Consider the following 20,528-nt stretch of genomic DNA (forward strand, 5'->3'; position numbering starts at 1 on the left):
CCCCCTTTTCAAATTTCATACATATCGCTGGACAAAATGCGGCTCAGGAATTTTTTAGTGCGTTCTTCTTTCGGATTCACGAAAATTTCATTTGGTGAACCCTCCTCCACCACAACACCGCCGTCCATAAAAATCACATGGTTTGCAGCTTCCTGCGCAAAAGCCATTTCGTGCGTGACAACAATCATGGTAATACCGGTTTTTGCCACACGGCGGATAACCGCCAGCGTTTCCCCCACCAGTTCCGGGTCAAGCGCGGAGGTCGGCTCGTCAAACAAGATCACCTCCGGGTCAAGCACCACCGCGCGGGCAATGCCGACCCGCTGCTGCTGCCCGCCGGAAAGCTGGGAAGGATACGCATCCCACTTATCCGCAAGGCCGACCCACTCCAGCGCTTCTTGTGCGCGGGTACGGGCGGTTTCCTTGGGTACTTTGCGGGCGGTCACCAACCCCTCCATTACATTTTCCAACGCAGTTTTATTTTGAAATAAATTGTAATTTTGAAACACAAAAGCTGTTTTGCGGCGAATCTCCAGAATATCGCTTTTGGAGGCTTTGCGGAAATCCACTGTTTTGTCGCCGACAGTCAGCGTGCCGCCGTCCGCTTTTTCCAGAAAGTTGATACAGCGCAGCAATGTTGTTTTACCGGAACCGCTCGGCCCCAGAATTACAACCACATCGCCGTCATTTACGTGCAGGGAAACATCCTTCAGCACATGATTCTGTCCAAAGGATTTCCGGGCATTTTTTACTTCAATCATACCGTTTGCCTCCTGTAGCTTCCCAGCCTGCTTTCCGCTTTTCTGGAAGCGGCCTCCAGCACCGCGGCTATGCCCCAGTAAATCAGGGCTGCCGCGACATAGCCAACTAAGTAATTATAAGTAACGTTGCACGGCTGAATTGCGCCGTTGAGCACATCCATAATGCCAATTGTCATCACCACAGATGTGTTTTTCATCGCGCCTATAACGTTGTTCGTCAGCATTGGCAGTGCCACCGGAATCATCTGCGGCACAATCACACGCCGCATGGTCTGCCCGCGGGTCAGTCCGATCGAATAACCAGCTTCAAACTGTCCCTGCCCAACGGAAAGGAACGCGCCGCGGATTGTTTCCGACATACTGCAGATTTCCATCAGACTGAGTGCAAACAATCCAACTCCCATTACATTTACATTTGCCAGCGATAAATTCAGGTGGAAAAATGCAGCAACATCGCCAAACTTCGTCATAAAAATCAAATTATAAATCAGCAGCGCAACAAGGAACGGGATGCCGTTGTAAATTGTGACAAATACGGCAAGAAAGCGCCCCCAAAAACGAATGCGGTAAATCCTCGCAATCGCAATCAGCGTACCTACCACAGCGCCAAATGCAACCGGCACAACCGTCAGCAAAATTGTATTGGGCAGACAGCTCAGTCCCGAAAGGACGCACTGCCAAAATTCCTCTAGGGTAAAACTCATGCCGCTGACACGCCCCTTTCTCTGCTGTGGTTTAGCTTCCCATCCAATCTGCGGAAGAGGGTTTGCAACGCAACGCTGACTGCCACGAAAATAATGGCAATGACCACATAGCTTTCCAGCAGATGGCCGGTTGTCGTACCAATGGTCTGTGCTCGGCCTACCAAATCCACCACGCCAATCAGGCACGCAAGAGAGGTCTCCTGAAACAGTCCGACCAGATTGATGCCCACGCCGGGCAGCGCGACTCTTGCCGCCTGCGGCAGCACGATTCGCCGAAATGCCTGCCAGTTTGTCAAGCCGACCGACCACGCGGCTTCCTTTTGCCCTGCCGGTATTGAGCCAATCGCACCGCGAAAAATTTCGCTGAGGAACGCCCCTTGGTTCAACCCATAGGTAACACAGACGAAAAACAATTTGTTCCATCCGCTCAAGTCTATACCCGTTAAAAGCTGCACAATGAACGGCAGCCCATAGTAAACCACCAACAGCTGCACTAGCATTGGTGTGCCCCGCATAAAGGAAACATAAACCGCGAAAATCTGCTGCAAAGCCGGCACCCGTTCCATACGCGCCAGTGCTATCAAGAGTCCCAGCAGAATGCCTGCCGTTTCCGCCGTTACAACAATCTGCAGCGTTACAGAGAAGTACGGAAGTATTTTCGGCCACGCGTCCGCAAAACGCTGCCACGAAAAGAAATCCACGGCAAACCTCCCCTTTCTCTGCGCTGCGCACCGCATGCAGATCCTTTTTTACTCATTTTTCGTGTAATCCGCGCCGATTACCTTTTTTGAGATTGCCGCCAGCTTACCGGAAGTTTTCAGCTTTTTCAGTGCGCCGTCCACCGCTTCCTGCAGTTTTGTATTGCCCTTTTTAAACACAAAGTAGGTGTCTGAAGTCAGGATAGGCGAACCGACCGCGCGAAGGCCATCGCCGTACTGCTTGTTGTATACTTCCAAATCCCGCTTGGTGGTTGAGAAAGCATTCCAACGGCCATTTTTAATGCCTGCTACTACTTCATCCTTCGGCGGGCTGTCCAACAGATCAAGCTTGATGGGATTGCTTGTGTGCGTTTTGTTGTATTCCTGGAAAAGGTGCGTAGCGTTGTCGCCGTTATCCGCCTGCACATTTTTCCCTGCAAGATCATCCAGTGTCTTTATATTTTTCGGATTGTCCTTGCGCACAATGATGTACCGCACATAGGTGGTATAGCTTTCCTTACCAAACAAATAGTTTGCTTCACGCTGTGGATTCTTTTCAAACTGGTGCGCACCAATCGCAATTTTTCCGCTGTCCAGTGCCAGCAGTACATTCTTGAAGTCAAAGGTCTGGAACGTAAATTTGTACTGCGGCAGCAGTTCATTTACCGCTTTTAAAACTTCATACTCATAGCCCGCAAGATTGCCGTTTGCGTCCAAATAGCAGTACGGGCTGTAGGCATGGCCGGTACCGACCACGATCTCCTGCACGCCGGAGGATGTGCCGGTGTTCGCTGTTCCCGCCGCAGTGGTAGCTGCTTTGGTGCTGCATCCGGCAAATACCCCAAGGACTGCCGCCGCAGAAAGCAGCGCCGCTGTGAACCTAATATGCTTTTTCATCTATTCGTACCTCCTCTTAATAATTTGTAGACTCCTGATTCCATTCATTACTTTCCGTCGCTTTCTCAGAAAGCGACTAGAGATGTGGGGGTAAAACCCGCCGCGACCTTGCCCTTAACATCATAAGAAGTGGGTCTGGGCTGCAAGCCCAGGATTTTGACCTTGACACAGTAATTTCATAGATTGTTATCAGCTCATTTTTATTTGCATCGAAACAATTCTATTTTAGGCTGCCTTTACAGCACCAGTTTCGACATACCCACTGTATAAATATCCTCCAGCAGCTTTAAACCGCCGCTGTAACCGGCGATGCTGCTGTTGATAATCAGCCGCTCCTGCACCGGATACGAGATATTCACAAAATGACCGCCCAGTTTGTCTGCAATCCCTTTTTCCCAGCTGCTGCCCAAAATCAGCGGCAGACCGCCGAAATCCTCTTTTTCAATTTCTTCGTCAATATGATGGCCATCTGTGGAAAATTCCACTTCCGCTTCAATACCGTAATTCAGCTTTTTAAACTCGTTTTCAATTTGTTCGCGGTACTGCTGCGGGGTGTCATCTGTAATAAACTGCTTGGTTGGGAACATGCCCAAATCATTGGTCAAAAACTTTGTGACCGCCAGTGCGTACTGCGCATCCGACACCGTCACAAACCGTTTGGACATAATGCGAAGTTCCAAAAATGTATCCGCGTAGCGTTCTATGTAGTAGTAATACTCCGCCTCATGCTGTGCTGTGACCCGCTCTACAAGTTTCGGGTCGATGCCGGTGAAGTCGCCGACTGCGCGCAGGAAGCGGGAGGTTTCAAATGCGCCAATCGGCAGTACCGAATAATGCAGGTACGGTGTACCGAATTTCTTTTCCAGCAGCTGTACGCTTTCTAGACCCGACCACGGCGCCACCAGAATATTAAACTCGGCGGCAGGCACTTTTTTTAGGTTTTCAACACCTTTGCCAAAGCCGAAAATCGTGTTCGGCTTTAACCCCAGTTCCGCCAGCAGCTTTTCCAGTTCGCGCAGATTGCCGAGCCAGTACGGGTCATACAGCGGCTGCCCGACAAATAAATTCACCTGCCCCTTTTCCACATGGTCGGCGGGCTTTAAAAACTGGTCAAAAATCGAAGTCAGCACCCAGTCGTGCCCCAGCAGGTTGTTGCCTTTAAAGCCGGGCGTGTTGGCGTAAACCACCGGCTCGCCCTGCTGCTGAAACTCTCCGGCAATTTCGCCAATATCGTCGCCGATAATCTCTGCGGTACAGCCGGACATCACCACATACAAATCCGCGTCTATGACTTTCAGCGCGTTTTCAATAGTGGAATGCAGTTTATCCGCACCGCCGAAAACCACTTCTTTTTCGCTTAGGCTGCTGCATGGGAAAATGTTCGGGGAAAAATGGCCGGAACCGCCGCGCGTATTACACAGCTTTGCCGCACAGCCGGGTCCCGCGTGCAGAATCGGGATTGCCCCCGGAATGGACTGCACGGTCTGCATTGCTCCCAATGCACAGATGTATCTCGGCTGGTCAAGAATCTTTGCCATTTCAGTCTTCCTCCTTCAAAAAAGCGTCGTTCTTTTGGCTGTACCACCAATCGGTGTACGGCAGCTTGACACGTGCGGCAAGGTTTTCTTCAAAACTGCGGTTGCGCACAGTGTCCAAAACCGTCTTGGCAAAGGAAAGCATCCCTTCATACCCGAAAATCATATATTCATCCGCAACAAACACCGAGGGAATCCCCTGCTTCACCGCCCAGACGGTAGAACCCGGATGGCGTGAAAAATACAAATCCGGCTTATATTCGTTGAGGATATTCATCACTTCATAGTTCTGCTGGTCGGCTACACTCAGGCGAATGTTCTGCGGCGAATGCTTCTGCAAATATTCCAACGCAGGCGGCACCTGACCGTTATCGTATTTGTAGTCATAGTGCCACGCCGCCGCCCAGACAACTTCAATACCCAGTTCCTGCAGTACACGGGCCACCTCATAGGTATACCCCGGCCCCATGCCAAGAACAGCACGCAGACCTTTCAAGTGCTTTGCCACCGCCTCAATCTGCGGCATAAAAATTTCCCGCTGCTCCTTGATGTAAGCTTCCACCTCATCACTTTTGTGAATCGTTTTCCCGATTTCGCGCAGCCATCTTTCAAAGCCGATAACACCCATTGGATTAATGGAGCGTACATACGGCACGCCGTAGGTTTCTTCCAGTGCGTTGCCAAGGTAAGTACCCAGCGTGCCGCAGATACAGACTGTTGCCGCCGATTCTGAAAGATGCGAAAGCTCCTCTACTGTGGAATTTGTGTACAGGAACTGTGTTTCATAGCCGAAACGCCGGAACAGCTTTGTGATGAACGGACGCTGACTTTCAAAGAAATTTTTAAAATTAATTACATTTCGCTTTTCCTTTGGCGGCTTTACCAGTCCCTCCATCACTGCATGGTCGGCAATATCGAATCCGGTGGCCCAAATGCGTGACTTAAATCCTTCGCAGTGCACCGCAACAACCGGAATTTCCAGTTCCTCCTGCAGTTCTTCCGCAAGACTGTCAATGTCCTCTCCGATTACGCCGCTGACGCAGGAAGCCGAGATGAAAATGGCTTTCGGGTGGTACACTTCAAAGGTGTGCCGCGTAATATCCCTCACGGAATCCGCCGCCCCAAACACAGTATCGTCTTCATCCATGTCGCTGCCAACAATTACCGTATCGTAGGATTTGCCTACCCGCACACCCAGCTGCGTGCCAAGCACCTTTGACCCCGGCGCCAACGCTGAACAACCCGCCGGCGCGTGATAGATGACTGCCACATCGCGGATAAGCGCCAGCTGATTAATGCCGCAGCTCGAAAGGCAGTGGCTGGATTGGCTGAAACAGCGTTCGCGGTTCTTCAATGTGCCGCACCGCGACTTATTTACCAAGTCGTCAAGGTTGCCGCAGTAACCGGTAATTGAACCGATTCGCTGTTCACGCGTTGGAACATTGGGTGTTGAGAAATTGAATGACATAAAAACGCCTCCTCTAAAATGACGCACAGCATAATTTACTTTCTTAACCCTGTTTCTTCTTCCGTACCACTCTGTTGTCATAGGCAAATACTTTTGCAATGGCCTCGTCAATCAACTGCGTAATGCAAAATGCAGAAACACCTTTGCTCGCCAGTGCATTTTCCGCACAGGGACCTATCTGACTCACCAGCACATAGCGGCAGTCCGCCAGGAGGGAAGCCGCCGCTGCCATACCGCTTTCACTAGGTCCGCCATTCAGACAGGCATGTTGGGTACTTCGTGTTTCCACCAAGTGCTGGGCGCCAGTGTCTGTAACGTCATAAATATAAAATGTTTCCGCTTTTCCAAAGTGTTTGTTTACCATCCTGCCGTCTGTACTGGCGGCCGCAATGCGAAAAGACATGTTCTGCACCTCCGATTTTCAGTAAAGTTTTCGCAAGCCTCGCGTGCCCCGAATGGGTATGTTCACAAGGCTGCGAGGTTTGAGGCAGGACCTCAAGGTCTGCACTTAACTATAAAGCTCTTAGTATCATCAGGGAACGCTGCTGTGTACTTGTTTTTCGTACCAAGGACTTTACGGTCAAGTACCAAGGGCTTGGGGCTTTTCCCCAAACCCCACCGCCTTTGAAAAGGCGGGCGAAACTTTTCGTGTACGGGCATCTGCGCTTATCCGTGCGAAAAAGTCAGCTTCGCCGCCGTTGCTCTCTGGTAAACCTGCGCGCCAAACTCGCTTTCTCCCGGCACGCCAACCGCATCTGCGCGGCAATGCTGGCAGTGTCGAAACACGTCTATGTATTTCCCCGCTTTTGTGCGTGCTGCATCAATCTGCTGACAAGTAGGCGCTGGGTAATTGGAAAGCTCATACTGCGGAATCAGCGGAATGATATTATAAATGCTGGCACCCGCTTCGCTGACCTGCCGTGCAATTTCTTCTATGTGTTCATCATTCAGCCCCGGCACCAGCACGGTATTGACCTTAATGGTAATATCAGCGGCGGCAATTTTTCGGATGCCCGCAAGCTGATTTTTGATTAGGATTGCGGCACCTTCCTCTCCCTCATAGACCTTTCCATGCCAGCGCACGCGGTTATTGAGCTTTGCTTCGATTGCCGGATTGACCGCGTTAACAGTCACGGTTAAGGAATCGACACCCACGTCAATGATTTCTTCGGCACGTTCCGCCAAAAGCAGTCCATTTGTGCTCATGCATTTTAAAAGCTGTGGGAATTCTTTTCCGACCAGCCGAAAGGTCTCCAGAGCGTAGTTGGAAGCCAAAGTATCACCCGGCCCGGCGATGCCAACCACAGTAATCTGCGGACACACCTGCAGCGCACGGCGAACAGTTTCCACGGCCTCCTGCGGGCGGATCACTTCCATTGTTACACCCGGCCGCTGCTCATAATCGTTTATTTTCCGGTCACAGAAGCGACACTCTATATTACAGCCGGGACTGACCGGCAGGTGGATGCGCCCCTTGTTGGTCTTGTGTTCACCAAAGCAAGGGTGCGACTGCTTCAGGCGCTCATAGTTTGTGCCTTGCTGCGTCTGCAATTCTGTGCTCACTGTGCATTACCGCCCTTCTAAAGCTGCAATTTTAAACTATACCTTACATATATGTTTTGTAATGTATTCTTGCACACAATTATACGCCGCACCACATGCGGTGTCAACTTCCAAAACTGGTTTTTTCAGAAGATTGTGTAAAACAGTGCAAAGCTGTACTTGTTCATTGCGTTAAATTATTTAAATCATATATTTTATATATTTTTAGTTGACTTTCTCGGCACAGTGGTCTAAACTATCCAGTAACCGGCAATGTTTATAAAACATATGTGTTTAGTAATACTTATATGTATTCTACATCCAGTCCTGCTTACCGGCAGTTTGATATTGAAGGAGTGTGCAGCCATCATGGCCGAAAAAAAGTTAAGACAGGTCGCTATTTACGGAAAAGGCGGCATCGGAAAATCCACAACGACACAGAATCTTACGGCAGGTCTTGCCGAACGCGGAAAGAATATACTAGTGGTCGGCTGTGACCCCAAAGCGGACTCTACCCGTCTGCTGTTGGGCGGCCTGCACCAAAAGACCGTGCTGGACACCATCCGTGACAACCGGCAGGGCGTTACACTTGACAACCTTGTGAAAACAGGCTACCGCGGCATCCGCTGTGTGGAGTCCGGCGGCCCGGAACCGGGCGTGGGCTGCGCCGGGCGCGGCATTATTACTTCTATCAACATGCTGGAAAACCTCGGCGCCTACACAGAAGACCTGGATTACGTTTTCTATGATGTACTGGGCGATGTTGTCTGCGGCGGCTTTGCAATGCCAATTCGCGAAGGTAAAGCAAAGGAAATTTACATTGTTGCAAGCGGCGAAATGATGGCACTTTACGCGGCAAACAACATCTCTAAAGGTATCCGAAAATATGCCACCAAAGGTGAAGTGCGTTTGGGCGGCATTATCTGCAACAGCCGCAATGTTGACCACGAGGTGGAACTGCTGCACGCCTTTGCAAAAGAACTTGGCACCCAGCTGCTGTACTTTATACCACGCAACAATATTGTGCAGCGCGCGGAAATCAAGCGCCAAACCGTCATTGAATATAAGTCTGATTCTGAACAGGCAGATGAGTACCGCGGGCTTGCGCGCAAAATTGACGAAAACGATATGTTCACCATCCCAACGCCTATGTCGCAGGACCGCTTGGAAGAAATCCTGCTGGAATACGGCCTGATGGACTCTCCCGATGATTACAAGATCTGACAGGTGTCAGAACAATTTTATATACTTCTTCGTTCCACCGAACAGGGCTTTGGCAAAAAGCAGTTTGCTTTTCCGCCAAAACCCTGTTTATTTTCCGGGATATTTACAAACAGCTGCACAGAGAGTATACTAAATTTATAAGAAATAATAAGAAAGTGAGGGATAGCTGTGAAAGGAACAAAACTGAATGGTCTTTCCGGGCAGGAAGGCGCGCTGGTTTGGGTCGAATTTGAGGACCCGGACGCCGCCACCTGCGAAAACTGTGGTGCCTGCGGAACCGCCAGCCTGGCAAACTCCGTTTATAAAGACGGCATTTACCGCGTAGAAGGGCATTTCCTCGTTTCACCGGATGACAGCAGCGTTTATTTTCATGAATTCATTCCCCGCATTCAGGGAATCTATGAATGGAAAACAGATTGACAATATACGAAAGGACAGGCTGAGGCCTGTCCTTTTTACTTTTTTCAGCAGTGGCTGCCTTGTGCCTCCCTTTTTCCTGTGCTATGATAAACAGGTTTGGGGGAAAATCAAATGAAAAATTTGCTTGCTGCGGCAGCCGCACGGTTCCGGCAGGAACCAGTTCTTTGCCTGTTTGGTGCCGCGGCTGTTGTGACTATGTTCTTTGTACCGCCCAGCCCATCCTATTTCGGTTACATCGACCTGCGGGTTTTATGCCTTCTATTCTGCCTGATGGTGGTGGTCGCCGGTTTTCAGGAATGTGGATTGTTCCATGTACTGGCACGGGGACTGCTAACCCGGGAAAAACATCTGCACGCCGTTCTGCTCACACTGGTGCTGCTGCCCTTTTTCAGTTCGATGCTTATAACCAATGATGTTGCCCTGCTCACCTTTGTTCCATTTACATTTTTAATTTTAGATTTGACAGGGCAGCAGGCCTACAAAATCCGCACCGTTGTGCTGCAAACAATAGCAGCCAACCTTGGCAGCATGGCAACACCAGTCGGGAACCCACAGAATCTTTATCTATATAATCAGTATGGAATTTCAGCCGGCAGTTTTTTCTCTTCAGTTCTGCCGATTGCTGCCGTCAGCTTGTTGGTACTGGTATTATTCAGCGTCTGCGTAAAAAACACCACACTGCGCTTTTCCCTGCCGCAGGCACAAACCAATGCAAATTTCAAAATGTTGATTCTGCTTGCTGTGCTGTTTCTGCTCTGCCTGCTTTCGGTGTTCCGGATTCTGCATTACGCAGTTCTTTTTGCAGCAGTGCTCACCTCCTTACTGGTGTTTGATCGGTCATTGTTGAAACGCGCAGATTACGGCCTGCTGCTGACGTTTGTTTGCTTCTTCATTTTTGCAGGAAATATCGGTCAAATTGCACCGGTGCGGCAGGCGCTTACCGCTGTTCTGACCAAAAACACCCTACTCACCGCCGTGGGACTAAGCCAGTTTATCAGCAACGTTCCCGCAGTTGTGCTGCTTTCCGGCTTCACAAAGAATTGGCACGGGCTGCTGCTGGGAGTAGACATCGGTGGCTTAGGAACACCGGTTGCCTCCCTTGCCAGCCTGATTTCACTGAAGCTTTATATAAAACAAAAAGATGCTCGCCCCGCCCGCTTCCTTTTGTGGTTTATGGCGGCAAATCTTTTGATGCTCTGTCTGCTGCTCATCTTTACCTCTTTACTTTAAAAGTCTGCCGAAAACGGCAGGCTTTTTTGTGCAGGAATTTTCTGCAGGAATTTGTTTTCTTTTATGCAAAACGCCAAATATTTAAAAGGTTTTTAAATTCCCTTGACAATACGTTTACGAGTGTGTAAACTATGTCTATAATCATTACTAAATATATAGAAATTATATTATATGAAAGAGGGTACCGAAATTGCTGTGTATGTGTATGATGTTTAAAAAATCTGCGGCTGTACACACAACCTTTTTACCCTTTTGAAAATGCTGATTTTCAAAGTTTCACTGGTAAAAAGCGGGCAGCCTTACAGCTGTACCGCTTTTTCTTATATCTGCCTGCGGGAATTGGCCCGGGGCTGTGGAAAGAGGAAGCATTATGGCAAATCCAATTTTGCAAATTCACAATTTATCAAAAACCTACACCACCCGTACCGGAGAAGTGCACGCGCTCAAGGACGTAAACCTCAACGTTGAGCGCGGAGATATTTTCGGTATCATCGGCATGAGCGGCGCAGGCAAAAGTTCACTGGTACGATGTATCAACCTGCTGGAAAAACCGACCGGCGGCAATGTGATATTTGATGGTCAGGATATGCTGACCATTTCCCCCGCTGAACTGCGGACTGCACGGCGCTCCATCGGCATGATTTTTCAGCAGTTTAATTTGCTAATGCAGCGTACCGCGCTGAAAAATGTTAGCTTTCCACTGGAAGCAGCCGGCGTGCCGAAAAAGGAGGCAAGTGCGCGCGCTGCCGAGCTGTTGGAAACAGTTGGTCTGACCGAATGGGCAAACAGCTACCCCAGTCAGCTTTCCGGCGGACAAAAACAGCGCGTGGCGATTGCCCGTGCACTGGCAACGGAACCGAAAATGCTGCTCTGCGACGAGGCCACCAGTGCACTGGACCCAACCACTACACGCAGTATTCTCCGTCTGTTACAGGACATAAACCGCAAATACGGCATTACTATTCTAATAATTACCCACCAGATGAATGTTATTGAAGAAATCTGCAGTAAGGTCGCCATCCTTGCAGATGGGCGGGTCGCGGAATCCGGTTCGGTACGTGATATCTTTGCGAATCCGAAGTCAGAAGCTGCTAAAAAGCTGGTGCTTCCTGATGCCGGTAGTGAAAAGCACACCCTTGGCCGCCGACTTGCCCGTTTGGTGTTTGACGGTGTGGATTCCTGTGAGCCGGTACTTGCACAGTTGGTGCTGCACTTTCAGGCAGAAGTCAACATCATGCACGCGGACACACGCGATCTGAACGGCAAAGCAGTCGGTCAAATGCTTTTACAGCTGCCCGAAAATCAGGAACTGGGCGACCGCATGCTGGAATTTTGCCGCGCACGCGGACTTACCGCAGAGGAGGTGACACAAAATGAGCAGTGATATGCTTCCAATTCTGGGGCAGGGCATTTTAGAAACTCTGCAGATGACGCTTTTCAGTACCCTGTTTGCCTACATAATCGGTCTGCCAATCGGTGTGCTGCTGGTGGTAACTGCCAAAAACGGGATTCGGCAAAACACCGCCGTTTACCGTGTACTGGATATCATTGTCAACATCACGCGGAGCATTCCGTTTTTAATTCTGCTGGTGGCAATCATTCCGCTGACGCGCCTGATTGTCGGCACAACACTGGGCTCTACCGCTACGATTGTTCCACTGACACTCTGTGCGGCACCATTTGTGGCACGTCTTGTGGAAAGTTCACTTTCCGATGTAGACAGCGGGGTCGTGGAGGCAGCACAGTCTATGGGCTGTTCCACTTGGCAGATTGTACGGAAAGTCCTGATTCCGGAAGCAGTTCCCGGCCTGCTGCGCAATGCGACTATTGCTGCAACCACGATTCTCGGTTACTCCGCCATGGCAGGCTTTGTCGGCGGCGGCGGGCTTGGCACCATCGCCACCAACTATGGATACTACCGCTACCAAACTGATGTGATGTTGGTCACCGTAATTCTCATTGTTGTTATTGTACAGGTTCTGCAAAGCATCGGCCTGAAAATCGCCGGTGTTTCTGACAAACGCTCCGCTTAAAGCACAAAGCTTTACAGCAAGCATCAAAATTACAGGCAAAGAAAACAAGTCCCTGAGTTTTCAGCACACCTCACAAATTGATAGAAAGTGATTTTTTAATACTTTAGAATAATAATATTTTCAGGAGGGATTTCATTATGAAAAAGTTTATTTCAATCGCGCTCACAGCCATCCTTGCGGCAGGCACACTGGCAGGCTGCGGCGGTGCACCGGCTGCTTCTGCGGCGGGCGGCGCTTCTTCCGCTGCACCCGCTTCTGCGGCGGACACTTCTTCGCAGGAAAGCACAACGGCGGCAAAAGGTACCATTACCATTGGCGCTTCTCCTACCCCGCACGCAGAAATTTTGAACAAGGTTGTAAAAGGCATTCTTGCAAAAGAGGGCTACACGCTTGTTGTGAAAGAATTTACCGACTATGTACAGCCAAACCTCGCACTGGAAAGCAAAGAACTGGACGCAAACTACTTCCAGCACAAACCATACCTCGATGATTTTAATAAACAAAAAGGCACCCACATCACATCTCTGGGACCGGTCCATTATGAGCCATTCGGTATTTACGGCGGCAAAACAAAAGCACTGGCTGACCTGAAAGACGGCGCCACGATTGCTGTGCCAAACGACACCACCAACGAAGCCCGCGCCCTGCTTCTGCTGCAGGATAACGGCATTTTGAAACTCAAGGATGGCGCTGACATCACTGCTACACAGAAAGACATTGCCGAAAATCCAAAGCACATTAAATTTCAGGAAATCGAAGCTGCTCAGCTGGCACGTGCCATCAATGACGTTGACCTGGCTGTCATCAACGGCAATTATGCTATCAGCGGCGGCTTAAAAGTCAGTGACGCACTGGTTGTCGAAAAGGATACCTCCCTTGCCGCTAAAACATATGCCAATATCGTTGCTGTCCGTGAAGGTGACGAGAAGCGTGAGGATTTGAAGGCACTTTACAAAGCCCTTACCAGCAAAGAAGTGCAGGATTACATTACCAAGACTTATGCCGGCGCAGTTGTTCCGCTGACCCAGTCCTGAAAGAAAAATCTTTAAAGCCGTATTTGCAAAGCGAAAGCCGCGCGGATACGGTTTTTTTAATTTTTCTCTTGACAATTCCAAATGCTTGTTCTATTGTATCGTTGTACGATATAATCGTCAGACGATATATTAAGGAATGAATACATGACAAAAAAACAAATCATTACCCAGCTGCTTGACTGTCAGACAGATGCTGACCGCATGGTTCATGAAAACTACCACCGGCTGGCGCAAGAGCTTGGCCTTACGCTGGAACAATTTCATCTGCTGCTTGAGCTGGATGAACTCATGCTCGATGTACAAAACACGGCGGATGCCCCAACTGTGGGAATGTTAGCCAAAAGCATTCGTGTTTCGCAAAACACTGTTTCCGAACGTGTGTCCCGATTGGAAAAGAAAAACTTGGTTTGCAGGAAGCCGGACCCTAAAGACCGCCGCATCAGCCATGTTGTACTGACCCAAGAAGGACGCAGTCTGCTGCAGCGCATCTCTGCACAGGCAGAAACCTCTTTTGTACGTCACGCAATGGAGCAGATGGAGACAGAAGAACTGCAGACATTTTTAGCCTGCGCACAAAAGATGGTTTTTTGCATGAATCAACTGAACAGCAAAAAGGAAGGAAATAAAAATGAACTTTGACGATGTTTCAAATTATATTCAAAGTCTTTACAAACAAAAGGAAGTCCTGACGCAAAAAGAATATACTTCTGATATGCACGTAAAAGAATACATCCCTACAGTTGACGATGAATCAGCCGCCTTTTTGCGGCTGCTGATTCATCTTGTTAAACCAAAACATATTTTAGAAATTGGAACCAGCGTCGGTTTTTCCACAGTATCTATGGCACTTGCCGCAAAACCTTTTGGCGGAAAAGTCACTACGATTGAATTTGATGAAACGGTTGCTGCACAGGCTCAGGAAAACTTTGAAAAATCCGGCACAGCTGATTCCATTACACTACTGCGTGGGGACACAGTAGAAATTCTGCAGCAGCTTCACGGTTCCTATGATATAATTTTTCAGGATGTTGACAAACGGCTTTACTCCCTGCTGCTGCCCAGCTGCCTGCGTCTGCTTGCTTCCTGTGGCCTGCTGCTTTCCGATGATGCTCTTTTCCCTATTTTAAATCTTGCCAAACGTTGGGAAAATCAAATCGCACCTGTTCGCAGCTATAATGAACTGCTCATGCGCACACCCGAACTGGAAAGTGTGCTGCTTCCGGTTGGGGATGGGCTTATGCTTTCCAGAAAAACAGAGGCTGCCTGATTTCACACAGTTTTTTCTGTCTATTTTCATGTTTGTACAAAAATTGTTTACAATATATCTGTAAGGATGCATTGACACACATTTTAAAGTGGAATATAATGTTATATAGTATTAGAAACTATATAATGTGGAGAATGAAATCATGGCAGAAAAGATTGCAATTCTGGTCGACTCCGGCAGCGACCTGCCGGAGGATATGAAAAAAAAATACTCAATTATGACCATGAACCTGCGCATCGTTTATGGAAATGAAGTCTATGAGGACGGAATAGACATCACTCCACAGATGGTCTACAGCCGGTTCCCGCAGGAAATTCCCAAGACTTCCACCCCAAATCTGCTGGAAGTAAAAGACGCTGTCGAAAAAATCCGGCAGCAGGGCTACACAAAGATCATCGCCATCTGCATTTCCAGCGGACTAAGCGGCACTTACAACACCGTAAAGACTGCCTTAAATGAAGTTACAGATATGGAGACTTTTGTTTTTGACAGCAAAAGTATTTCCATCGGCGCCGGAATCTTTGCACTCTGGGCGGCAAGGGCCATTGAAAGCGGCATGACCTTTCAGCAAGTTACCAAAGGTCTTTTGGAAAAACAGAACAGCTGCAAACTATATTATTATATGGATACACTGGACTATCTGCGTGCCGGCGGGCGCATCGGCAAGGTAACTGGCTTAATCGGTAAAGTGCTCAATATTAAGCCGATCATCTCCTGCAATGAGGAGGGTGTTTACTACACCGTTTCCATGCTGCGCGGCAGAAAGAGCGGAATCCGCCGTCTGCTGGACATTGTAAAAAAGCATGAACCCACAGGAAAAACGTGGATTGCCCTGATGAATGGCGACGCAAAAGAGCAGGCGGAAAATGTACGTGTTGAACTGCACGAACTTTTCCCTGACAGCGAGATGGTCGTGGAAAAGCAAATCACCGCTTCTTTGGCAGTTCACACCGGACCGGGATTGATTGGCGTATGCATTTTTTCGGCCGACTAAAAACAGAATATATCTGCTCTGCAGCGCTGTATGTTTCACCATACAGCGCTGTTTTTTTAATTTTGGGTTAAAAAATGATATACTCAAAATTTTTCTTGCCAAAACGAGATTTTCGTATTAAACTCAAAATAGATATTAATGTCACTTTTTGTGAATTTTATGAGGAGAAAACTTTTTTCCTATGACATTTTACTTTCAGCAAATCGGTGCGGACATACTCGCTCTTTTTATGCAGTTTTATTTGCTCTATTTTCTGGACAGGAACCACATTCTTTCCGTATGGTTTACACGCCAATATCAGCTGACCATCCGGTTTATTCTGACAGCAACGCTGCTGGAAATCTGTATTGCTTACTTTGACTGTTTCCCCAGCGCCATGTTCCAGCTGCCGTACCTGGTGTTCAATGCGGTCAGCTACACCTGCATTCCCTATATTCCGCTGCTGATGGCTGGACTTTTTAAGAGTTACTCTTTCAAACGGTTTATGATTCTGTCCATTCCCGCGCACATCAGCGCTGTTCTTTCCATTTCGAGTATTTGGAACGGCTGTCTTTTTTATGTGGATCAATATGGAATCTATAAGCGCGGCCCGCTGCATTTCTTATTTGTAGCCATATGTATTGGCGCCATTGGTTTGCTGATCTACTACAACTATATTGGTTCCAAGACCTATGAGCTGCCGGAAAAGCTCAGTTTAATAATTTTATACGGAACCGCGATTTTCAGCGTAATCATTCGTATTTTTCTCCCCTATCTGCTGCTTTCCTGGGGCTGCATCACTCTTTCTTTGTTGCTTTACTTCATATTTCTGCGAGAACTAAACTTCCGGTACGACCCAACCACTAAAATTTTAAACCGTGCTTCCTTTGATGAACGGCTGGAAAGCCTACAAAACGCCCCGCCGGTCTACATCGTTGTGCTGGATGTCAATGACCTGAAACAAGTCAATGATCACCTTGGTCACGTCACCGGTGATGACTATCTGTACGATACTGCCATTATCATTTCGGAAAGCTTTAAGCCTATCGGCACAGCTTTCCGCATTGGCGGAGATGAATTTTCAGTGCTTTGCCCCAACTGTACAAAAGCCGCCCTGCTCCACAGTCTAAAAGAACTGGACCGCAAAAGCAGCCAAGTAGCTCAAAAATACCCAACACCCTACTACATTGCCCGCGGCTTCAGCCTGTATGACTTTGAAAGCCGAAGCATCCATGAAGTTTTTAAAACCGCCGACAAGAAAATGTATCAGGACAAAGCGAAGTCAAAGGTGAATTTATCCACTAAAAAGAAATAAACTAAAAATGCTTTGCTGCATCTTTTGCAGCAAAGCATTTTTAGTTTTTTACTATGCTTTTAATTCCTCTGAAAGTGCTTTTCGCAGCGGATTGTTTTTTAGAAGCAAAATGAGCGGAAGCACCGTTAAAACAGCTCCTGCCAGCGCAACAGCCTGCACTCCCCAGATTTCAGACAATGCCCCGTAAAGGAGCATAGAACCCGCAACACCGCCCTCTGTAATTGCCGTCAGGATTCCCAGCGCCTTTCCCCGGTGCTGTTCGTCAATCATTAAAATCAACGCAGACGACATCACCATATTAAATGTCACATTTGTAAATGCACTCAACGCATTAGAAACCGTACAGGGCAAAAAACCATGCAGCAGCATCGTGGTTATGCTGCAGGCAAGCGATAAAACAATGTTGACTGCCATAATACGGTATCTGTACTTCGGTGAAATGCGCACCGCGGAAAGCAAAAGTGTTGCCACTACAGAAGCACCGCTTTCCACCCCCAAAAACAAGCCATATTCAGCCACATTCATGCCCTTTGCCTGAGTCCAAGGGTATACAACCGCCCCAAAACCAGCAGCACACAAATTCATCAGAAATGCCGCCGCAAACGCCTGCAAAATACCCGGTTTGGATTTCAGGTACTGCAAGCCGAGCCGAAAGTCCTCAAAAACCAGCTTTACACTGAGTTTTTCTCCCTCGCCCGACTGCCGCGGAACCCGGATGAACCATTCTGTTACAGCAGACAGCAGAAAAGAAATTCCGTTGAGCATAACCATCAGCGGCACACCGAAAACAACAATCAAAAAGCCGCTGACCGCATTTCCAATCAGACCAATCAGCGATGTGGTCCCCTGCATCATGGATTGCGCCCGCATTAAGTCAGCCGACTTCACCAGTTGTACCGCTATGGTACTGGAAGCCGGTGTAAAAAAGACATTGCAGACAGCAGCCAAAAATGCCACCAGTAAAACCTGCCATACCGCCAATGTATTCTGGAACGCAAACCATGCAATTCCCAGCATCAGCACACCGCGCACCGCATCTGCCACAACCAAAATATTTCTGCGGTTTAGTCTGTCTGTCAGTACACCGGCAAAAGGCCCCAGCAAAAATGCAATCAAATATGTAAAAGAGCTCATAACACCCATCAGGGCTGTGGAACCCGTAGCATTGTACACCCAGATTCCGATTGCGATACTGTAAAGTACGTTTCCGATTGTTGACACTGCAGTTCCCTGCCACAGCAGGACAAAGTCCCGATTCATCAATTTATTTTTGCTTTGTGTTTCCTCTTCCAAAAGGCTCATCTCCTTATGATAGAGATTATAACATAGCAATTATTGTTACGTCAATACCTTCACCAACTTTTCCTTAGACCTATATAAAATTAAACCCTGCGCACACAGCAAAATATCCCGTACAAACGCTTAGCGCCTGCACGGGATATTTAAGTTTTTAACAACGGTTACCAGTTATTTCAAGTGTTCCTGTTCATATTTCAGCATTCTGTCCTCATAGCCGTCCAGTTTCCAGTCCAATCTGGCAAGGACTTCATTTAGTTCTGCAATCTTGGCGGCAATCTGTTCACGCTGTTCCAACAGCAGTTTTTTTCGCACCGCAATCGTTTGGGCACCTTGGTGAAACAACGCAACATACTCAATGAGTGTTTCAACCGAAACGCCCGCGCTGCGCATACACTTGATGTATTCGACCCAGTTGCAGTCCTCCTGTGAGTAATCGCGAATACCGCCGGACGTGCGCTGAATCTTCGGAAGCAGCCCAACGCGCTCATAATAGCGCAGGGTATCTGGTGTAATGTCGTACTTTTTGCTTACTTCTGCAATCGTCATCTTTTTCTCTCCGTTTACGGCAGCCTGCTGTATTCTTCGTTCGTTACCGGCTCGCACCATTCATTCGTGGCGCCCTCTTTCGGCACCTCTACCGCAATGTGTGCAAACCAGCTGTCCTTTGCCGCACCATGCCAGTGCTTTACCTCCGGAGAAATCTGCACAACATCGCCTGGATGCAGTTCTCTGGCGGGCTGCCCCTCTGCCTGATACCAGCCGCGCCCCGCTGTGACCAGCAAAATTTGGCCGCCTTTGTGGTGAATATGCCAGTTGTTGCGGCAGCCCGGTTCAAAAGTGACATTGGCAGTATTGACACTGTCCGTCAGCGGATGCAGGTACGCCTGCCCAACAAAATAACGGGAAAACATTTCCGGCAGCGGTTCCCCGCATCCAAACAAATTTTGTGTATCAAAGTCATTGCTGTTCATTTCTGCATACCTCCATTTGTCAGATATTATGCCCCATGTCATAAGCCTGCTTCATAAACGATGTCGTTTTGACCGCACCTTTTTCCCAAACACCGGTTCCAAGCAGAATTCCCTGCTCGCGTGTACCGGGCAGACAGTCCAGTGTAAACCCGCGCAGTCCGCTTACAGCACGTTCCAAGCTTGTCGCACTGTTATCAGCGGCAGTCAAAATGTAATAGAATTCTTTCCCGGCAATTTCCGTATAGCGGGGGCAGCTGCGGTCAATTATCGTTTTCATCTGGCCATCCACCGTGTAAAAATACACCGGAGAAGCCAGAACGATTACATTGGCATTCACCATTTTGTTCAGGATTTCTGCCATATCGTCCTGCTGGGAACACTTGTGGGCACTGTTGCAGTAACCGCACCCTGTACAGTAATGAATGTTTTTCTCGCACAAAAAAATCTTTTCTGTCCGATTTCCCGCTGCTTCTGCACCGCGGATAAATTCATCACACAGTGTGTCGGAATTGCCGCCTTTTCGCGGGCTTGCGGAAATGACAAGTACCTGTTTACTCATGAGTTATTCTCCTTTTAATGAACGCAATTATTTTACATCATCGTATACTTCCTGTGCAAGCGGAAACACCGCCCACGCGCGTGGCCAGCCTGCATAAAAAGCAAGCTGTGTAATCATCTCTACCATCTCTTCTTTTGTAATACCATTTTCTTTTGCTTTCTGCAAGTGGCTTTTCATAGCAAAATCCGTTACACCAGCACCCATCAGCGCTGCAACCGTAATCATACTGCGCTCACGTGGAGAAAGCTGACTTTCACGGCTCCACACCTGCCCAAAAAGTACATCATCGTTCAGTTCTGCGAACTGCGGCGCGAACTCGCCAAGTCTGTCGCGCCCCGCAGTAACCTTTTTGTTTTCCATGCTGTAACCTCCTGTTACGCTGTTTTCTTTTTTCAGCATAGCACCTGGAGTCTACTCAAAGTCAAGAAACTTTTATATTTTTCAAAAAGAAATACTGCACACAAAAACAGAGCAGCTGCAAAGGAACTGCATCTGCTCTGTTTTTATAGTCCGCCTGTTTATGCCTTTTGGGGAAAGGACGTATAAATATTTTTTACTGCCTTCTGTCTTGACAAAGGCTTTTACACTCTTATTATAG

Annotated in this window: 23 protein-coding genes; 10 read left to right on the top strand and 13 right to left on the bottom strand. The window is 48.4% G+C overall.

Annotation, left to right across the window (positions count from 1 at the left end; translation table 11 throughout):
- Nucleotides 1-8: 8 nt before the first annotated feature.
- From H6X83_RS09865 to H6X83_RS09900, 8 genes are all read right to left on the bottom strand, one after another.
- Nucleotides 9-761 carry an amino acid ABC transporter ATP-binding protein gene (locus tag H6X83_RS09865; protein ID WP_212506318.1) on the bottom strand — a complete coding sequence of 251 codons (753 nt, stop codon included), beginning with the start codon at nucleotides 759-761 and terminating at the stop codon, nucleotides 9-11.
- Nucleotides 758-1,465: an amino acid ABC transporter permease gene (locus H6X83_RS09870; protein WP_212506319.1), complete on the bottom strand. Its 708-nt coding sequence runs from the start codon at nucleotides 1,463-1,465 to the stop codon at nucleotides 758-760. The genes H6X83_RS09865 and H6X83_RS09870 overlap by 4 nt, the downstream gene beginning before the upstream one ends.
- Nucleotides 1,462-2,166, bottom strand: coding sequence for an amino acid ABC transporter permease (locus H6X83_RS09875; protein ID WP_212506320.1), 705 nt, complete (start codon nucleotides 2,164-2,166; stop codon nucleotides 1,462-1,464). Before H6X83_RS09875 ends, H6X83_RS09870 begins: the two co-directional genes overlap by 4 nt.
- A gap of 48 nt (nucleotides 2,167-2,214) precedes the next feature.
- Nucleotides 2,215-3,060: a transporter substrate-binding domain-containing protein gene (locus H6X83_RS09880; RefSeq protein ID WP_212506321.1), complete on the bottom strand. Its 846-nt coding sequence runs from the start codon at nucleotides 3,058-3,060 to the stop codon at nucleotides 2,215-2,217.
- Nucleotides 3,061-3,296: 236 nt separating this feature from the next.
- Complete coding sequence (locus H6X83_RS09885; RefSeq protein WP_212506322.1) at nucleotides 3,297-4,598, bottom strand: nitrogenase component 1; 1,302 nt, start codon at nucleotides 4,596-4,598, stop codon at nucleotides 3,297-3,299.
- A gap of 1 nt (nucleotide 4,599) precedes the next feature.
- The gene (locus H6X83_RS09890) at nucleotides 4,600-6,063 is read right to left on the bottom strand and encodes a nitrogenase component 1 (protein ID WP_212506323.1); all 1,464 of its coding nucleotides are present in this window, start codon (nucleotides 6,061-6,063) and stop codon (nucleotides 4,600-4,602) included.
- Nucleotides 6,064-6,106: 43 nt separating this feature from the next.
- A complete protein-coding gene (locus H6X83_RS09895; RefSeq protein WP_212506324.1) occupies nucleotides 6,107-6,466 on the bottom strand; it encodes a NifB/NifX family molybdenum-iron cluster-binding protein in 360 nt (119 codons plus the stop codon).
- 263 nt (nucleotides 6,467-6,729) lie between these two features.
- Nucleotides 6,730-7,626, bottom strand: coding sequence for a radical SAM protein (locus H6X83_RS09900; protein WP_281390901.1), 897 nt, complete (start codon nucleotides 7,624-7,626; stop codon nucleotides 6,730-6,732).
- A 348-nt stretch (nucleotides 7,627-7,974) separates the two neighbouring features.
- Between H6X83_RS09900 and nifH the strand changes: the two genes are divergently transcribed.
- The 10 genes from nifH (at nucleotide 7,975) to H6X83_RS09950 (ending at nucleotide 17,101) form a co-directional block, all read left to right on the top strand.
- On the top strand, nucleotides 7,975-8,829 hold the full coding sequence (nifH, locus tag H6X83_RS09905) for a nitrogenase iron protein (protein WP_212506325.1): 855 nt from the start codon (nucleotides 7,975-7,977) through the stop codon (nucleotides 8,827-8,829).
- A gap of 168 nt (nucleotides 8,830-8,997) precedes the next feature.
- Complete coding sequence (locus H6X83_RS09910) at nucleotides 8,998-9,249, top strand: hypothetical protein (RefSeq protein ID WP_212506326.1); 252 nt, start codon at nucleotides 8,998-9,000, stop codon at nucleotides 9,247-9,249.
- 111 nt (nucleotides 9,250-9,360) lie between these two features.
- Nucleotides 9,361-10,479, top strand: a complete 1,119-nt coding sequence (locus H6X83_RS09915) for an SLC13 family permease (protein ID WP_212506327.1) — start codon at nucleotides 9,361-9,363, stop codon at nucleotides 10,477-10,479.
- A gap of 370 nt (nucleotides 10,480-10,849) precedes the next feature.
- Nucleotides 10,850-11,863, top strand: coding sequence for a methionine ABC transporter ATP-binding protein (locus tag H6X83_RS09920; RefSeq protein WP_212506328.1), 1,014 nt, complete (start codon nucleotides 10,850-10,852; stop codon nucleotides 11,861-11,863).
- Nucleotides 11,853-12,512, top strand: coding sequence for a methionine ABC transporter permease (locus H6X83_RS09925; RefSeq protein WP_212506329.1), 660 nt, complete (start codon nucleotides 11,853-11,855; stop codon nucleotides 12,510-12,512). The genes H6X83_RS09920 and H6X83_RS09925 overlap by 11 nt, the downstream gene beginning before the upstream one ends.
- A 137-nt stretch (nucleotides 12,513-12,649) precedes the next feature.
- A complete protein-coding gene (locus H6X83_RS09930) occupies nucleotides 12,650-13,546 on the top strand; it encodes a MetQ/NlpA family ABC transporter substrate-binding protein (protein WP_212506330.1) in 897 nt (298 codons plus the stop codon).
- A gap of 144 nt (nucleotides 13,547-13,690) precedes the next feature.
- Entirely contained in the window at nucleotides 13,691-14,185 is a 495-nt protein-coding gene (locus H6X83_RS09935) for a MarR family winged helix-turn-helix transcriptional regulator (RefSeq protein ID WP_212506331.1), read from the top strand.
- The gene (locus tag H6X83_RS09940; protein WP_212506332.1) at nucleotides 14,175-14,813 is read left to right on the top strand and encodes an O-methyltransferase; all 639 of its coding nucleotides are present in this window, start codon (nucleotides 14,175-14,177) and stop codon (nucleotides 14,811-14,813) included. Before H6X83_RS09935 ends, H6X83_RS09940 begins: the two co-directional genes overlap by 11 nt.
- 142 nt (nucleotides 14,814-14,955) lie before the next feature.
- Entirely contained in the window at nucleotides 14,956-15,807 is an 852-nt protein-coding gene (locus H6X83_RS09945) for a DegV family protein (RefSeq protein WP_212506333.1), read from the top strand.
- A 181-nt stretch (nucleotides 15,808-15,988) separates the two neighbouring features.
- The gene (locus tag H6X83_RS09950; RefSeq protein ID WP_212506334.1) at nucleotides 15,989-17,101 is read left to right on the top strand and encodes a GGDEF domain-containing protein; all 1,113 of its coding nucleotides are present in this window, start codon (nucleotides 15,989-15,991) and stop codon (nucleotides 17,099-17,101) included.
- A 51-nt stretch (nucleotides 17,102-17,152) separates the two neighbouring features.
- Here H6X83_RS09950 and H6X83_RS09955 read toward each other — a convergent pair whose 3' ends face one another.
- The 5 genes from H6X83_RS09955 to H6X83_RS09975 all read right to left on the bottom strand — a co-directional run bounded on the left by H6X83_RS09955 (nucleotide 17,153) and on the right by H6X83_RS09975 (nucleotide 20,290).
- Nucleotides 17,153-18,394 (bottom strand): MFS transporter, encoded by a 1,242-nt coding sequence (locus tag H6X83_RS09955; RefSeq protein ID WP_212506335.1) that lies wholly within the window; start codon nucleotides 18,392-18,394, stop codon nucleotides 17,153-17,155.
- Nucleotides 18,395-18,568: 174 nt separating this feature from the next.
- Complete coding sequence (locus H6X83_RS09960; protein WP_212506336.1) at nucleotides 18,569-18,946, bottom strand: MerR family transcriptional regulator; 378 nt, start codon at nucleotides 18,944-18,946, stop codon at nucleotides 18,569-18,571.
- 14 nt (nucleotides 18,947-18,960) lie between these two features.
- Nucleotides 18,961-19,371 carry a cupin domain-containing protein gene (locus H6X83_RS09965; RefSeq protein WP_212506337.1) on the bottom strand — a complete coding sequence of 137 codons (411 nt, stop codon included), beginning with the start codon at nucleotides 19,369-19,371 and terminating at the stop codon, nucleotides 18,961-18,963.
- 19 nt (nucleotides 19,372-19,390) lie between these two features.
- Nucleotides 19,391-19,930, bottom strand: a complete 540-nt coding sequence (locus H6X83_RS09970; RefSeq protein ID WP_212506338.1) for a flavodoxin family protein — start codon at nucleotides 19,928-19,930, stop codon at nucleotides 19,391-19,393.
- Nucleotides 19,931-19,957: 27 nt separating this feature from the next.
- Nucleotides 19,958-20,290, bottom strand: a complete 333-nt coding sequence (locus H6X83_RS09975; protein WP_212506339.1) for a carboxymuconolactone decarboxylase family protein — start codon at nucleotides 20,288-20,290, stop codon at nucleotides 19,958-19,960.
- Nucleotides 20,291-20,528 lie beyond the last annotated feature (238 nt).

The sequence above is a fragment of the Caproicibacterium amylolyticum genome, assembly GCF_014467055.1.
GTDB classification, from domain to species: Bacteria; Bacillota; Clostridia; order Oscillospirales; family Acutalibacteraceae; genus Caproicibacterium; species Caproicibacterium amylolyticum.

Bases quoted from the DNA above. Each gene is read 5' to 3' on its own strand.
- H6X83_RS09925 (WP_212506329.1), top strand. From the start codon at position 11,853: ATGAGCAGTGATATGCTTCCAATTCTGGGGCAGGGCATTTTAGAAACT.
- H6X83_RS09885 (WP_212506322.1), bottom strand. From the start codon at position 4,598: ATGGCAAAGATTCTTGACCAGCCGAGATACATCTGTGCATTGGGAGCA.
- H6X83_RS09945 (WP_212506333.1), top strand. From the start codon at position 14,956: ATGGCAGAAAAGATTGCAATTCTGGTCGACTCCGGCAGCGACCTGCCG.
- H6X83_RS09970 (WP_212506338.1), bottom strand. From the start codon at position 19,930: ATGAGTAAACAGGTACTTGTCATTTCCGCAAGCCCGCGAAAAGGCGGC.
- H6X83_RS09975 (WP_212506339.1), bottom strand. From the start codon at position 20,290: ATGGAAAACAAAAAGGTTACTGCGGGGCGCGACAGACTTGGCGAGTTC.
- H6X83_RS09940 (WP_212506332.1), top strand. From the start codon at position 14,175: ATGAACTTTGACGATGTTTCAAATTATATTCAAAGTCTTTACAAACAA.
- H6X83_RS09950 (WP_212506334.1), top strand. From the start codon at position 15,989: ATGACATTTTACTTTCAGCAAATCGGTGCGGACATACTCGCTCTTTTT.
- H6X83_RS09915 (WP_212506327.1), top strand. From the start codon at position 9,361: ATGAAAAATTTGCTTGCTGCGGCAGCCGCACGGTTCCGGCAGGAACCA.
- H6X83_RS09890 (WP_212506323.1), bottom strand. From the start codon at position 6,063: ATGTCATTCAATTTCTCAACACCCAATGTTCCAACGCGTGAACAGCGA.
- H6X83_RS09930 (WP_212506330.1), top strand. From the start codon at position 12,650: ATGAAAAAGTTTATTTCAATCGCGCTCACAGCCATCCTTGCGGCAGGC.
- H6X83_RS09870 (WP_212506319.1), bottom strand. From the start codon at position 1,465: ATGAGTTTTACCCTAGAGGAATTTTGGCAGTGCGTCCTTTCGGGACTG.
- H6X83_RS09965 (WP_212506337.1), bottom strand. From the start codon at position 19,371: ATGAACAGCAATGACTTTGATACACAAAATTTGTTTGGATGCGGGGAA.
- H6X83_RS09895 (WP_212506324.1), bottom strand. From the start codon at position 6,466: ATGTCTTTTCGCATTGCGGCCGCCAGTACAGACGGCAGGATGGTAAAC.
- H6X83_RS09920 (WP_212506328.1), top strand. From the start codon at position 10,850: ATGGCAAATCCAATTTTGCAAATTCACAATTTATCAAAAACCTACACC.
- H6X83_RS09865 (WP_212506318.1), bottom strand. From the start codon at position 761: ATGATTGAAGTAAAAAATGCCCGGAAATCCTTTGGACAGAATCATGTG.
- H6X83_RS09960 (WP_212506336.1), bottom strand. From the start codon at position 18,946: ATGACGATTGCAGAAGTAAGCAAAAAGTACGACATTACACCAGATACC.
- H6X83_RS09935 (WP_212506331.1), top strand. From the start codon at position 13,691: ATGACAAAAAAACAAATCATTACCCAGCTGCTTGACTGTCAGACAGAT.
- H6X83_RS09880 (WP_212506321.1), bottom strand. From the start codon at position 3,060: ATGAAAAAGCATATTAGGTTCACAGCGGCGCTGCTTTCTGCGGCGGCA.
- nifH (WP_212506325.1), top strand. From the start codon at position 7,975: ATGGCCGAAAAAAAGTTAAGACAGGTCGCTATTTACGGAAAAGGCGGC.